Below are 13142 nucleotides of genomic sequence, written 5' to 3' on the forward strand. Positions count from 1 at the left end.
CATGGGGGAGCATGGATCGCTCGTACGCCCCGTTGCCCACGGATGGGCCCAGTCCAAGACCCTGGAGCATCACGTCTTGTTTGATTCTGTGACGTCCTTGTCGCTGGAAAGCGCCCTGGACGCGTTGTCCCTGCGCCAGCGGGCCATCGCCAACAACATTGCCAACGTCAACACCCCGGGCTACCAGGCCCGCCGGGTGCAGTTCGAAGCCGCGCTCTCGCGGTCCATCGAGCAAGGCGGCGGCCAGGTCGAGGCCAGCATCTCCAACTCGCTGGAACCGACCCGGCTGGACGGTTCGAACGTGAACCTGGACACCGAGACCCTGTCGAACATCGACACCATGCTGCGCTACCAGTTCGCCTCCCAGGCGGCCTCCGGACCCTTCAACTCCATCCGCACTGCATTGAGGGGCAACTGATGTTTGACGCGATCGGCATCGCAGGAAGCGGGCTGACCGTCCACCGCAAATGGCTGGACGCAGTGGCCGACAACCTCGCCAACGCCAACACCGTGCGCGCCACCGACGACGAGGCCTTCCGCGCACAATACGTCGTGGCCCGCGCTGGCGCGGAGAATTCCGGGGCCTATGTCGCCGGCATTGAGCGCGGCAGCGCCGAGGGCCGCATCGTGCACGAACCAGATCACCCGCTGGCCGACGAGGAGGGCAATGTCCGCTACCCGGACATCGACATGTCCGAGCAGATGGGCGCACTGATCATGGCGCAGCGCGGCTACCAGGTCAACGCGGCCGTGGTGGACCGCGCCCGGGAGAGCTACCAGGCCGCCTTGCAGATCGGACGGGCACAATAATGGCACTCGAAATCAACGCGGTCACCGCGGTCGCTCCAACCCGGGCCAGCGGGTACCTCGCACCGAGCACCCCGACCACCGACGGCTCCGAATTCGCCACGGCACTCGGCGGAGCGTTGGACGAGCTGCAGCAACTACAAGCCACCTCCAACGACCTGTCGCTCAAGGCCGTCACCGGCGACCTCGCTGACATCCACACCGCCACCCTGGCCTCCGCCCGGGCCTCGCTGGCCCTGGAAATGGCGGCCACCTTCCGCAACCGCGGCGTCGAAGCCTTCAACGAGATCATGAGGATGCAAGCCTAGTGGCCGCCTTGCCCCCGGCGCTGGCCAAGGTCGGCACAAGCCTGCGCAACTTCACCCTCGCCCAACGCACCATCGCTCTGATCGGCCTGGCCGTGCTGGCCCTGGGCACGATCGCGCTGGTGAACTTCGTCAGCCAGCCGAAGATGACCCCGCTGTTCACCGGTCTGTCAGCCGAAGACGCCGCCGGCGTCGTCGAGCAGCTAAAGTCCGACGCCATCCCGTACGAAATCACCGGCGCCGGCGGCACCATCCTGGTTCCCCAGGCCAACGTCTACGAGTCCCGGCTGAAGGCCGCTAGCGCCGGCCTGCCCTCGGCAGGCACCAGCGGCTACTCGCTGCTGGACGAGATGGGCGTGACTTCCTCGGAATTCCAGCAGAGCATCACCTACAAGCGCGCCCTGGAAGGGGAGCTGGCCTCCACCATCCAGGCGATGGACGCGGTCAGCACTGCCTCGGTCAAGCTGGCCATCCCTGAGCAGACTGTCTTCGTGGAATCCGCTGCGGATCCCACGGCCTCCATCTTCGTGCAGACCCAGCCCAATGCGACGCTGTCCGGCGAACAGGTGCAGTCCATCGTGCACCTGGCTTCGGCAGCCGTCGAGGGGCTGAAGCCAGAGGACATCTCTGTGGTCGATTCCACCGGCAAGCTGCTCTCCGCAGCAGGGGTGGGAATGGAAGGCTCGGCCGGCCAGCAGGCCGCCGACTACGAAAGCCGGATCACCCGAATGGTCCAGGACATGCTGGACCGCGTTGTCGGCCCGGGCAACGCCTCGGTGGCCGTGGCCGCAGATGTCTCGCTGGAATCGGCAGAACGCGTCGAGGAAAGCTTCACCGCGCCGGAGGACAACCCCGTGCTGAGCGAAACCACCAAGGAAGAGGACTACGAGGGCAGCGGCAGCAACGAGGCCGGGGTGCTCGGCCCGGACAACATTGCCGTACCCGGGGGCAGCGGCAGCGAGGGGACCTTCTCCTCAACCGAGGCCAACCGCACCAACGCGATCAACAAGGTCACCGAGAACCGGATGATCCCCTCGGGAATCCTGAACCGCCAGAGCGTGTCGGTGGCGCTGGACTCGGAGGCCGCCCGCGGCCTGGATGTCGAGGAACTGACCGGCATGATCAGCGCCGCCGCCGGCATCGACCCGGAACGCAATGACACCGTCAACGTCTCGGTGCTGCCCTTCTCCACCGAGGCGGCCACCGAAGCCCAAGAAGCGCTGAACGCGGCCCGGGACGCGCAGAAGCAGGATCGCGACGCCCAGCTGCTGCGCACCCTGGTGATCGCCGGGGCCGTGCTGCTGGTGCTGGCACTGCTGGCGGCCTACCTGCTGCTGCGCAGCCGCAACCGCAAGCGCCGCGAGCTGGTGGATCTCGGGGAGCTGCAGGAGCTGCGTGAGGCCCGCGATGCTCTCACCGCGATGCCCGATACGCAGACCACCGCCATGAGCCAGATCCCGGCCACCGAGCTGGCCGAGACCACGCCGGCCCGGGCCAAGCGCGAGCAGCTTTCCGCGCTGGCCGCCGAGAACCCGGCGAAGATGGCCGAGCACCTGCGCTCGCTGATGTCCGGCAAGGGCGAGCCATGAGCCAGCAGGAGTCCCACCAGGTGGAACTGACCGGCATCCAGAAGGTCGCCGTGGTGCTCATGCAGCTGGACCAGGAGCAGGCCGCCGAGGTGATGCGCCAGTTCAACGAATACGAATCGGAGGAGATCGCCGCCGAACTGCTGCGCCTGAGCCAGGTGGACACCGCGGTGGTGGATCAAGCCCTCGATGAGGTCCATGAGCTGGCCACCGGCACGCTCACCGGCGGGCGCGAAGCAGCCAGCGAGCTGCTCGAAGCATCCTTCGGGACCGAGAAGGCCACCACGGTGATGAATCGGCTGAACTCCTCGATGGCCGGACGCACCTTCGAATTCCTCGACGGCACCGAGGCCGCGCACATTGTCTCCCTGCTCGACGGGGAATTGCCCCAGACCATCGCCCTGGTGCTCGGCTACCTGCGACCGGACACCGCTTCGCAGGTGCTCGCTGGCCTGCCCGCCGACACCAGGACGCTGACCGCGGCTGCGCTGGCGACCATGGGCACCGCCGTGCCCGAAGCGGTGCAGGTGGTCTCCGAGGAACTCAAGCGGCGCACCGGGACCCTGGCCACCCGCCACGAGCCGGTGGAACAGGTCGGCGGCATCCAGCCGCTGGTGGACATCATCAACCGGTCCGAGGTCAGCCTCGAAAATGAGCTGCTCGCCTCGCTGGGACAGCACGATCCGGCCCTGGCCGAGGACGTGGCCTCCCGGCTGCTGTCGTTCGGCGACCTGGTGCGCTTCGAACGCCGCGACATCCAGCAGGTGCTGCGCGGCGTGGACCCTCGAACCCTGGCCTACGCGCTGCGCGGCGCGGCGAGCGAACTGGAAACGGTGATCCGGGCGAACATCTCCGAGCGCACCGCCGAACTGCTGGACGCCGAGAGCGCGGCCATGGACCGGGTGCGGGTCTCCGAGGTCGACGCTGCCCGGGCGGAAATCGTCCGGCAGATCCGCGCCCTGGAAGCCGAGGGGCAGATCACTATCAAGCGCGGGGAGGGCGACGAATTTGTCCAGTGACTCCGCCTTCATTCCCTCGGCCTTCCGCGCCTTGTCCACCACCGAGGCGGACAAGGCGCAGGCCGAGGCCCGCGCCGTTGGATACGCTGAAGGCTATGCCACCGGCATTCGCGCCGCGGAGGCCGCCGCCCGGGCCGCGCGCACCGAGCTGGCCCGGCAGGCCGCTGACGCCGAAGCAGCGCGTGCCAGCGAGCATGCCCAGGCGCAGGCAGCCCTGCAGGCAGCGGTGCAGCACGTGCAACGCCTGTCCGCCCCCGTCCTGCACGAGGCTGGCGGCATGTTGGCTTCGGCGGCGATCGAGCTGGCCGAAGCCATTCTCGGGCAGGTGCTGGACGATGCGCACTTCGCCGCTCGCAGCGCGCTCGAGCGCGCCACCGCAGAAGTGGCCCCCGGCGCCCTGTGCCAGGTGCGGCTGAACCCGCGGGACCTGCAGCTGCTGCGCCGCGGCACCGGCCCCGCAGCAGGCATCGACCTGGTCGCCGACCCAACGCTGGCCTCCGGGGACGCGATCGCCCAGCTCCCCGACGGCCTGCTCGATGCCCGCATCGCCGCCGGGCTGCAACGGGCCAAGGACGCACTGGCCGGAGGGGCGCAGTGAACGGCCCGCAACTGTCGGCGCTGCACCCGCACTGGGCGCAGGCGCTGGCCGCGGCCGCCCCGGAACGCAGCGGCGTGGTCAGCGAGCTGGTGGGCCTGGGCCTGCGGGTGCAGGGACTGGACGTGCCGGTGGGCAGCGTGCTGCACGTCGGCGCGCAGCAGGTGGCCGTGGACGTAGTGGCAGCCAGCGGCGACGGGCTGCACTGCATGCCGCTGGCCTCGCTGCAGCAGGTCAAGCTCGGGGACCCGGTGCACGCCAGCCTGCGCGGCAACGTCGTTCCGGCCGGGCCCGGGCTGCTCGGGCGCGTCATCGACGGGCTGGGACGGCCCATCGACGGGCGCGGTCCGCTGGGCGAGCACCAGCTGGTCGACCGGGAGCAGTCCAGCCCGCCGGCCATGGAACGCGGCCGCATCACCGAGCCCCTGAACCTGGGGGTGCGCGCCCTGGATACCCTGTGCACGGTGGGCGCCGGTCAGCGCCTGGGCCTGTTTGCCGGGTCCGGGGTGGGCAAGTCCTCGCTGCTGTCAATGATCGCGCGCGGCACCGCCGCCCAGGTGAATGTCATCGCGCTGATCGGCGAACGCGGCCGCGAGGTGCGCGAATTCCTCGAAGACGACCTGGGCCAAGCGGGCCTGGCCCGCTCCGTGGTGGTGGTCTCCACCGCGGACGAACCAGCCCGGATGCGCCTGCGCGCCGCGCAGAGCGCCACCCGGATTGCCGAGCATTTCCGCGCCCAGGGCGCCCAGGTGGTGCTGATGATGGATTCGCTGACCCGTGTAGCCATGGCGCAGCGCGAAATCGGCCTGTCCGCCGGGGAACCGCCGGCCACCCGCGGCTACCCGCCCTCGACCTTTGCCGTGCTCGCCGGGCTGCTCGAACGGGCCGGGAGGGACGCGGACGGTTCGATCACCGGGATCTACACGGTGCTGGTGGACGGCGATGACCACAACGAGCCCATCGCCGATGCCGCGCGCTCCCTGCTCGACGGCCATGTGGTGCTCGACCGCGCGCTGGCCGTGCAGGGGCATTTCCCCTCCATCAACGTCCTCGGCTCGGTCTCCCGACTGGCCGGCAAGGTCGCCACCGCACAGCAGAAGCGGCAAGCCGGTGCCCTGCGCCGCGCGCTGGCCGCCCGGGCCAGTGTCCAGGACCTGATCGACGTCGGCGCCTACCAGCCCGGGGCCAACCCGGAGGCAGATGCCGCGGTGGCGCACCGGGCGGCCATCGACGGCTTCCTGCGCCAGCGGCTGGAAGAACCTGTCTCGGCAGCGGACTCCTGGGGGCAGCTGCAGGCGCTGCTGGCATCGATGGGAATCCAGCCATGAGCCGCGGTTTCAGCCTGGCCGGGCTGCTGCGCGTGCGCCAGCTGGCCGAGCGCCGGGCTGCCGGGGAACTGGCCGCCGCGAACGCCGCTGTGCGCGGCAACCGGCGGCAGCGCGAACAGGCGCTGGCGCAACTGCACGGCACCGGGGAGGACCCGGTGGACAGCGGCAGCCTGCTGGCCATTGCCGCGGCCCGTTCCGCCGGGCGGGCGGCGCTGGCGGACCTGCAGGCGTTGGACGCCAGGCTTGTGCAGGAGGCCGAACGCGCCGCCGAACGCTACCAGGTGGCGCGCAGCGAGCTGAAGGCCGTCGAGAAGCTCGAAGAACGGCACCAGCAGCAGGAACGCACCGAGCAGCTGCGCACCGAGCAGCAGCTGCTCGACGAAATGGCAGGAACCACGGCACGAAAGGGCCACACATGAGTTATGCAGCCGTTGCCGCACGCATCGGGGCGATCGAGGCGAACCTGTCCCGGGTGGCGGGGACCGTTCCCGGCGCCACGTCGCGCGGCACGCCTGCGGCCACCGCGCCCCAGGTCGCCGCAACCGAAGTCGCCGCCCAGGCCGCCGGGTTCGCGCAGCTTCTGGATAATGCCGTGCTCGGCGGCGGAACCGGCGTCCCCAACTCAATCGCCGCCGGCGCAATGTCGGCGTCCGTGAAGAACGCACCGTCCGCTTCCACGCTCGCCGGAACGGTGTCCGGCGCAACCCGGGCCGAAGCCGCCGCCCCGCCAGCAGTCCAGCAGAAACCGCAGGTGCAGGCCAAGGAACCGGCAGGCGCCGTTTCCGGGGCGGATGGAGGTGACGTCGTGGCAGCCTCCAAGAAGTACCTGGGCGTGCCGTACGTTTGGGGAGGGAACAACCCGGCCGTCGGCCTGGACTGTTCCTCCTTCGTGCAGCACACCTTCCGCGATTTGGGCATCGAGCTGCCGCGGGTGGCCCGCCAGCAGGCCAAGGAAGGCACGGAAGTGCCCACCCTGGCCCAGGCGAAGCCAGGTGACCTGATTGTCACCCGTGGCGGAGGCCATATCGGCATCTACCTGGGGGAGAACAGGATGATCCATGCCCCGCGCCCCGGGGAACAGGTCAGCATCCGCGAACTGTTCGAAACCGACAAGGACATCATGACGATCCGGCGTATCGTGCCCTCCCAGGCCGCGGACACGGCACTGGTCCAAGCTCAGGGCCAGCAGCTGGCCGCAGCCCAGCGCGCCAGCTTCAACCACACTGCGGGCGGTGCCTCATGATCCCGCCGACTGCCTCGGGCAGCATCCTGCCTTTTGCCGCTGCGCCGGCCGCCGTAGCCACCGGCACGGCCCCGGTTAGCGTGGCGGCCGAGCTCTTTGCGGGCCACGTGGTCCGGCACGCCGCCGAACAGGCAGCCGCGCAAGCCGATGGAGGCCCGGGGAGCGCGCCGGGTGCTGCCACCGTGCCAGGAAGCAGCGCACTGGGCGATCGGGCAGAGCCCGGCAACGATGACGCCGCTGCGTCCCGGAACCTGGCAGAGGGCCGGATGCCGCCAATCATCGCCCAGAACCTGCTGCTGCGCGTGGACCTGTCCCACATGCAGCGTCTGGCGGGTCCTGGCCCGAACACCGGCATCCAGCCGTTAATCGGCAATCCGGCAGTGCCGGGGCAAGATGCCGGCGGGAATACCGGCGGCTTGCCGGAGACGCTGGTGCTGGGACAGGATACAGCCACGCCACCAGTCCAGGATCTTGCCATCCACGCGGCACCGGCAGGGCTGCCAGAGGTTCCTGCTGGATCAACGATTGCAGGAGCCCTCGCGCCGAACCACATCCCTGCGCCCACCGTGGCGCACCCGACTCCGGAGGGGACAGCTGCGCCACCAGCGCTGCCCGTTCCCGAAGCCATGGCCCGCGCTGAGGATGCTGGCCGTGGCAAACGTTCCTCGGCCCTGGCTGGGCCGGCAGAACCCCCGTCCGCCGGTGCAGTTAATGCAACGGGCCCGAGCGGTGGAGCCAACTTGGCGGCCGGTCCCGTGGCGGGCACGCAGCCTGGCGGAGTGGTTTCAGCTGGACCGATGCCGGCCGATGCTGTCCAAGCCGTTGCCCTGCCGGGGCACGCCATGGGAAGTTCCTTGATGGCCCCGGGCAGTTCCGTCGCGCAAGCACCAGAACTCGACGCTGCTACCGTCCCTGCCATCGCCGCCGACTCTGCCGGGAACGCAGCCGCGCGCGGGGCCGTGGACGCGGTGCAGTTAGCCACCGGCAGCATTGCCGAGGCGGCACCGGCAGCGAAGCCTGCGGCGGAGGTTGCTGCTCGCCCGGCAGCCCCGCCACCGCTGCTGCGCCAGCTCGCGGTCCCGCTGGCCACGGTGCTCACGGCACCGAACGGGCTGCACACGCTCACCGTCCAGGTCGCTCCGGATTCACTGGGCCCGGTCGTGCTCACCGCGAACTGGGGTGCCGAGGGGATGAAGCTGGATCTGGCGGCCCCGAGCGACGCCGGACGCGAAGCCCTGCGCGCCCTGCTGCCCGAGCTGCGCCGCGACTTCGCGATGCTCGGCCACGGCAGTGTCCAGGTGCTGGCCGCGACGCCGGAGCCGGCGGCCGCCGGTAGCTCGCCCAACTCGCCATCCTCCGGGCAGCAAGGCCTGCCGGCCGGCGGCCAGGGACAGCCCGGCCAGCCGGGCCGGGACGGATCCGCACCGGAACCAGGACCGCAACCGGCGCTGCCGGCGGCCGGCGAAGTCACCGGGATGCCGGAACAGCCCATTGCCCCGCTGGCCCCCGGGACGCCCAACGATCCTGCAACGCGCCACCTCGCCGCATCCGCACTGGACCTGCTGGCCTGACCCACGGAAGAGAACCATGAGCATTTCACCGATAGAACCGGCCGGAGCGTCCCGGGAGGCGGCCACCGCCGCCCCTGCCCGTGCGCCGAAGCAGGTCATGGACTCCGAGGTCTTCCTACACCTGCTGGTGACCCAGCTGGCCAACCAGGACCCGAGTTCGCCGATGGACACCAACCAGATGATTTCCCAAACCACGCAGCTGGCCTCCATGGAGCGGCTGAATACCATGGCGGCCGCACAGCAGTATTCGCTGGACATCCAGCAGCGCACCGCCGCCTCCTCGCTGATTGGCCAGCAGGCCACCTCGGCGGACGAACCGGCGCTCACCGGCCTGGTCACCGCGGTAGCCTTCACTGCCGAGGGGCCGGTGCTGACCGTCGGCGAGCACCAGATCCCGCTCTCGCGCATCGCCCAGGTGCAGCAGGCTCCGGACACGGCCCAGCCGCCAGCCGACCTGGCCGAGCCTCCAGGCACTAAGGAATCTGACGGCCCGGAGGAGAACCTCGCCGTGCCAGAAGCGCTCACGGCCTGAACGAGAACGACCCCACCCAACACCTAGCAGAAAGCCACACCATGCTCCGCTCCCTGTACTCCGGCATCTCGGGCCTGCGCGCCCACCAGACCATGCTCGATGCCACCGGCAACAACATTTCCAACGTGAACACCACCGGATTCAAATCCTCCTCGGTGCAGTTCCAGGACACCCTCTCGCAGCTCACCCAGGGCGTCACCGGCCCGGCCACTGACCGCGGAGGCGCCAACCCCGCCCAGGTGGGCCTGGGCGTGCAGGTGGCCGGAATCTCCACGAACTTCGCCCAGGGATCCAGCCAGAACACCGGCCGGTCCACCGACATGATGATTTCCGGGGACGGCTTCTTCGTCACCCGCAACGGCAATGCCACCGAACTGACCCGCGCCGGCGCGTTCGGCTTGGACGCCAACGGCCGGCTCACCAGCCCCGACGGCGGGCTGGTGCAGGGCTGGATGGCCGGGGCCGATGGCCAGCTGGCCACCGGCGGGGCACTGTCCGATATCGCCCTGCCCGACGGGCTGATCGCCCCGGGAGCGGCCACCGGCGTCGCCTCGGTGGGCGGCAACCTGCCCAAGGAAACAGCCGTGGGAGAGCAGCTGGTGCGCGACGCCCAGGTCTTCGCCGCGGACGGCACCGAGCACACCCTGACCCTGTCCTTCACCCGCACCGCCGGCGGCTGGAACGTGGCCGGGACCCACAGCGCCGGCGGCAACGGCACCGCGCAGCTGGCCCTGGATGCCAACGGAGAGCTCTCCGACGCGGTGCTCGCCGTGGGCGGCATCGAGGTGGACCTGGCGGGGCTGACCGGCTACGCGGAGCTGAGCACCGCAAGCATCTCCGGGGTGGACGGCAACGCCGCGGGCACCCTGGAAAGCTTTACCCTGGGAGCGGACGGCTCGCTGACCGGAACCTTCTCCAACGGCGCCCAGCAGGTCGTGGCGCAGATCGCCATCGGGAACGTCGCCAACCCGGCCGGTCTGTCCAAGGCCGGCGGCTCTTCCTACACGTTGACCGGCAACTCCGGCGAGCTGCAGCTGGGCACCGCCGGCAGCCCTGGCTTCGGGGCGCTGGCCGGGGGCATGCTGGAGATGTCGAATGTGGATCTCTCCCAGGAATTCACCAACCTGATCGTCGCCCAGCGCGGCTTCCAGGCCAACGCGCGGATCATCACCACCAGCGACGAGCTGCTCCAGGAGCTGTCCAACCTCAAGCGGTAGCCGGCGGCTAACCCCGGGCGCCGCGCTGCCGACAGTCAAGGGTGGACTAACGAGGTGAGGGCCCGATGATCATGCTGACCCGGCTGAACTCCACGAAGCTGGCGCTGAATGCCGATCTGATCGAGCGGATCGGGCAGGCCCCGGACACCGTGGTGGTCATGGCCAACGGGGCGCAATACGTGGTGCGCGAATCCCCGGAGGAAATCATCGAGCTGACCATCGACTACCGGGCCCGGGTGCTGAATGCCGCCCGCGGTCCGGCACCGCGCTAAAGGGGAGGGATCCATGGATCCGGCAACAATCATCGGGCTGCTGCTGGCCTTCGGCGCCATGTTCACCATGCTGTTCATGGAGGGGGCCAGCCCGTCATCCATCCTGCTGCCCGCACCGATGATCATCGTGTTCTTCGGCACCATCGCCGTGGGCATCGCCAGCGGCACCATCAAGGACATGCTTGCCGCCGCCAAGGCGCTGCCCGGGGCCTTCCGCGGCAAGGTGGGCAATGCACGTGAACTGGTGGAGCAGCTGGTGGCTCTGGCCGAGGTGGCCCGCCGCGACGGGCTGCTGGCCCTGGAGGCCGAGGTGGCCGGGGCCAAGGATCCGCTGGTGGCCCGCGCCCTGCAGGCCATGGCCGACGGGGTGGACACCGACGAGCTGCGCGACATGCTCGAGGACCACCTGATGGCGGCCGAACGGGACAGCGCCATCGCCAGCAAGTGGTTCAACACCCTCGGCGGCTACGCGCCGACCGTGGGCATCATCGGCACGGTGGTGTCGCTGACCCACGTACTGGAAAACCTCTCGCAACCCGACGAGCTCGGGCACATGATCGCCGCCGCCTTCGTCGCCACCCTGTGGGGCCTGGTCTCGGCGAACTTCATCTGGCTGCCCATCGGCGCCCGGCTCGGCCGGCTGGCCGAATTGGAATCCGAGCGGATGAACCTGGCCATCGAAGGGCTGCTGGCGATCCATTCGGGCACCCCGGCGCTGGTGCTGCGCGAGAAGCTCGAAGGCCTGCTGCCTCAGGCAGCGAAGGCCCCGTCCAAGACCGGCGCGCCTGTGCAGCGCGAGGATTTCGAGGCAGTCCCGTGAGTGCAGCGCGGTCCCCGCGATCCAGGCGCCGCGGGCGGTCCGGCTCGTCCGCGCATGAGGAGGGGAATTCCGAACGCTGGATGGCCTCCTACATGGACATGGTCACCGTGCTGATGTGCCTGTTCATTGTCCTGTACGCCATGTCCAGCGTGGACCAGGATAAGTACGCCGCGCTGCGCAATTCCCTGGCCACCGGCTTCGGCATGGAAAGCAGCCAGAGCGCGGACACGGCACAGGGGATCGTCGTCCCGCCCGAGCTGGCGGGCACCGAGGGGCTGCTGACCACCTCGGCCGGGGAAGAGCTGGACAGCGAGCAGATCCAGGAGCTGGCAAATGCCGAAGCCCAGCGGCTGATCGCGCTGAAGGACAAGATCCAGGGCGCGCTGGCCGCCGAAGGCTATCCGCAGGCCGCGGCCTACCAGATCGACCGGCGCGGGCTGAGTGTGCGGCTGGTCAGCGCCGAGACCTTCTTCGTGCCCAACAGCGCCGAGCTGACGGGCAAGGCCGAGCGCATAGTGCGGGCCATCGGCCCGGTGCTGGTGGATGCCGGGATGCAGATCGCCGTGGAGGGCTTCGCCGACGTCCGCCAGCCGGTCGACCCCTATCCGACCAACTGGGAGCTGTCGGCCAGCCGGGCTACCGGGGTGCTGCGCGTGCTGGTGGAGGACAGCGGTGTCGATGCGGCGAAGATCTCCTCGGTGGGCTACGGGGATGCCCGCCCGGTGCACGGCAGCCAGAAACTGCAGCTCAACCGCCGCGTGGATATCGTGGTGCTCTCAAACCAGCGCGAGGAGATCCGCGAGAAGTTGCCCGAACTGACCGGGTAGCCGGCCACCGACACCGCCGCGGACCGGTTGTGAGGAGCATCGCACGCAGGATCGGGCAGAGCCGGCTTACCGCGCCCCGGAAGCGGCCGACAGTGGGTACCGTGACATCCCTGCCATCGGGCCTTGGCGGACCGGGCCCTGAGCGTATCGCCGCCGCGGCGCAGGCCGCCGCCCCGGTCTACGATTTCCGCCGCCCCACCACGCTCGCGCGCGAGCACGCGCGCATCCTCGAACTGGCCTTCGAGACCTTCGCGCGCCAGTGGGGCACCCAGCTCACGGCCAAGATCCGCGTCATGTGCCAGGTGGGCTTCGTCTCCGTGCAGATGCAGGCCTATGACGACTACGTCGCGGGGCTGCCCGCGCTGACCACCATGGTGCTGTGCGAGCCGGAGGGCACCGAGGCCCGGGCGGTCATCCAGTTCCCGGCCAGCGAGGCGCTGAGCTGGGTGTGCCGGATGCTCGGCAGCCCGGCCCCGGGAACCTTGCCCGAGCGGGCCTTCACCCGCATCGAGGCCACCCTCATCCGTTCGCTGATGAACGAGGCGCTGGAGGATCTGCACTATTCGCTGGGCACCCTGCTCCCGCGCAGGCTGCAGGTCTCCTCGATCGCGCACCAGTCCCAATTCGCCCAGGCCGCGGACAAATCCCAGCTGCTGATCACCGCCTGGTTCACCGTCCGGGTGGGCGAGCGCAGCGCCAGCGCCTCGGTCGCCCTGCCCGCCGAGCTGCTGCTGGAGCAACTGGGGGAGAATCGCGAGCCGGAACCGGGCGGGAATTCCGAAGCCCTGCTGGCTGCCTCGCTGGGCACCGTGCCGGTGGACGTGCAGCTGGCCACCGCCCCATCGGCGGTCAGGCCGCAGGCCATCCTGGATTTGGCTGTCGGGGACATCCTGCCGCTGGGTCACCGGGTGCACCAGCCCTTCGACCTGCTGGCCGGCAACCACCGGGTCGGCACCGCGGCTGCCGGCTCGCGCAGCGGCCGGGCCGCCGCCGTCATCGTCACCACCCAAGAAAGCTGAG

Annotated in this window: 16 protein-coding genes; all 16 read left to right on the plus strand. The window is 69.9% G+C overall.

Features of this window, described 5'->3' with window-relative positions; all coding sequences use genetic code 11:
- Positions 1 to 76 precede the first annotated feature (76 nt).
- Positions 77 to 418, plus strand: a complete 342-nt coding sequence (locus F0M17_RS06790) for a flagellar basal body protein (protein WP_121867793.1) — start codon at positions 77 to 79, stop codon at positions 416 to 418.
- Entirely contained in the window at positions 415 to 810 is a 396-nt protein-coding gene (locus tag F0M17_RS06795; RefSeq protein WP_073707578.1) for a flagellar basal body rod protein FlgC, read from the plus strand. The genes F0M17_RS06790 and F0M17_RS06795 overlap by 4 nt, the downstream gene beginning before the upstream one ends.
- A complete protein-coding gene (gene fliE / locus F0M17_RS06800; RefSeq protein ID WP_073707577.1) occupies positions 810 to 1115 on the plus strand; it encodes a flagellar hook-basal body complex protein FliE in 306 nt (101 codons plus the stop codon). The genes F0M17_RS06795 and fliE overlap by 1 nt, the downstream gene beginning before the upstream one ends.
- Positions 1115 to 2701, plus strand: a complete 1587-nt coding sequence (gene fliF, locus F0M17_RS06805) for a flagellar basal-body MS-ring/collar protein FliF (RefSeq protein ID WP_246857152.1) — start codon at positions 1115 to 1117, stop codon at positions 2699 to 2701. Before fliE ends, fliF begins: the two co-directional genes overlap by 1 nt.
- A complete protein-coding gene (locus F0M17_RS06810; RefSeq protein WP_149596729.1) occupies positions 2698 to 3717 on the plus strand; it encodes a flagellar motor switch protein FliG in 1020 nt (339 codons plus the stop codon). Before fliF ends, F0M17_RS06810 begins: the two co-directional genes overlap by 4 nt.
- Positions 3707 to 4315, plus strand: coding sequence for a FliH/SctL family protein (locus F0M17_RS06815; RefSeq protein WP_168201968.1), 609 nt, complete (start codon positions 3707 to 3709; stop codon positions 4313 to 4315). The genes F0M17_RS06810 and F0M17_RS06815 overlap by 11 nt, the downstream gene beginning before the upstream one ends.
- Positions 4312 to 5640 (plus strand): FliI/YscN family ATPase, encoded by a 1329-nt coding sequence (locus tag F0M17_RS06820; protein ID WP_246857153.1) that lies wholly within the window; start codon positions 4312 to 4314, stop codon positions 5638 to 5640. The genes F0M17_RS06815 and F0M17_RS06820 overlap by 4 nt, the downstream gene beginning before the upstream one ends.
- Complete coding sequence (locus tag F0M17_RS06825) at positions 5637 to 6059, plus strand: flagellar FliJ family protein (protein WP_149596731.1); 423 nt, start codon at positions 5637 to 5639, stop codon at positions 6057 to 6059. The genes F0M17_RS06820 and F0M17_RS06825 overlap by 4 nt, the downstream gene beginning before the upstream one ends.
- Positions 6056 to 6883, plus strand: coding sequence for a C40 family peptidase (locus tag F0M17_RS06830; RefSeq protein WP_149596732.1), 828 nt, complete (start codon positions 6056 to 6058; stop codon positions 6881 to 6883). The genes F0M17_RS06825 and F0M17_RS06830 overlap by 4 nt, the downstream gene beginning before the upstream one ends.
- Positions 6880 to 8454: a hypothetical protein gene (locus F0M17_RS06835; protein WP_149596733.1), complete on the plus strand. Its 1575-nt coding sequence runs from the start codon at positions 6880 to 6882 to the stop codon at positions 8452 to 8454. The genes F0M17_RS06830 and F0M17_RS06835 overlap by 4 nt, the downstream gene beginning before the upstream one ends.
- Positions 8455 to 8470: 16 nt before the next feature.
- The gene (locus tag F0M17_RS06840) at positions 8471 to 8986 is read left to right on the plus strand and encodes a flagellar hook assembly protein FlgD (RefSeq protein WP_149596734.1); all 516 of its coding nucleotides are present in this window, start codon (positions 8471 to 8473) and stop codon (positions 8984 to 8986) included.
- A gap of 41 nt (positions 8987 to 9027) precedes the next feature.
- Positions 9028 to 10203 (plus strand): flagellar hook protein FlgE, encoded by a 1176-nt coding sequence (locus F0M17_RS06845; RefSeq protein ID WP_149596735.1) that lies wholly within the window; start codon positions 9028 to 9030, stop codon positions 10201 to 10203.
- 65 nt (positions 10204 to 10268) lie between these two features.
- Positions 10269 to 10475 carry a flagellar FlbD family protein gene (locus tag F0M17_RS06850; protein WP_121866613.1) on the plus strand — a complete coding sequence of 69 codons (207 nt, stop codon included), beginning with the start codon at positions 10269 to 10271 and terminating at the stop codon, positions 10473 to 10475.
- Between the two features lie 13 nt (positions 10476 to 10488).
- Positions 10489 to 11295, plus strand: a complete 807-nt coding sequence (locus F0M17_RS06855; protein ID WP_149596736.1) for a motility protein A — start codon at positions 10489 to 10491, stop codon at positions 11293 to 11295.
- On the plus strand, positions 11292 to 12122 hold the full coding sequence (locus tag F0M17_RS06860) for a flagellar motor protein MotB (RefSeq protein WP_256370199.1): 831 nt from the start codon (positions 11292 to 11294) through the stop codon (positions 12120 to 12122). Before F0M17_RS06855 ends, F0M17_RS06860 begins: the two co-directional genes overlap by 4 nt.
- Before the next feature lie 92 nt (positions 12123 to 12214).
- Positions 12215 to 13141 (plus strand): flagellar motor switch protein FliM, encoded by a 927-nt coding sequence (locus tag F0M17_RS06865; protein ID WP_244213597.1) that lies wholly within the window; start codon positions 12215 to 12217, stop codon positions 13139 to 13141.
- Position 13142 lies beyond the last annotated feature (1 nt).

This window comes from Glutamicibacter sp. ZJUTW (assembly GCF_008370855.1).
Lineage (GTDB): Bacteria > Actinomycetota > Actinomycetes > Actinomycetales > Micrococcaceae > Glutamicibacter > Glutamicibacter nicotianae.

What these genes read in the sequence shown, in the direction of transcription:
- fliE (WP_073707577.1), top strand. Translation starts at nt 810, where the DNA reads ATGGCACTCGAAATCAACGCGGTCACCGCGGTCGCTCCAACCCGGGCC.
- F0M17_RS06810 (WP_149596729.1), top strand. Translation starts at nt 2,698, where the DNA reads ATGAGCCAGCAGGAGTCCCACCAGGTGGAACTGACCGGCATCCAGAAG.
- F0M17_RS06825 (WP_149596731.1), top strand. Translation starts at nt 5,637, where the DNA reads ATGAGCCGCGGTTTCAGCCTGGCCGGGCTGCTGCGCGTGCGCCAGCTG.
- F0M17_RS06830 (WP_149596732.1), top strand. Translation starts at nt 6,056, where the DNA reads ATGAGTTATGCAGCCGTTGCCGCACGCATCGGGGCGATCGAGGCGAAC.
- F0M17_RS06835 (WP_149596733.1), top strand. Translation starts at nt 6,880, where the DNA reads ATGATCCCGCCGACTGCCTCGGGCAGCATCCTGCCTTTTGCCGCTGCG.
- F0M17_RS06840 (WP_149596734.1), top strand. Translation starts at nt 8,471, where the DNA reads ATGAGCATTTCACCGATAGAACCGGCCGGAGCGTCCCGGGAGGCGGCC.
- F0M17_RS06845 (WP_149596735.1), top strand. Translation starts at nt 9,028, where the DNA reads ATGCTCCGCTCCCTGTACTCCGGCATCTCGGGCCTGCGCGCCCACCAG.
- F0M17_RS06850 (WP_121866613.1), top strand. Translation starts at nt 10,269, where the DNA reads ATGATCATGCTGACCCGGCTGAACTCCACGAAGCTGGCGCTGAATGCC.
- F0M17_RS06855 (WP_149596736.1), top strand. Translation starts at nt 10,489, where the DNA reads ATGGATCCGGCAACAATCATCGGGCTGCTGCTGGCCTTCGGCGCCATG.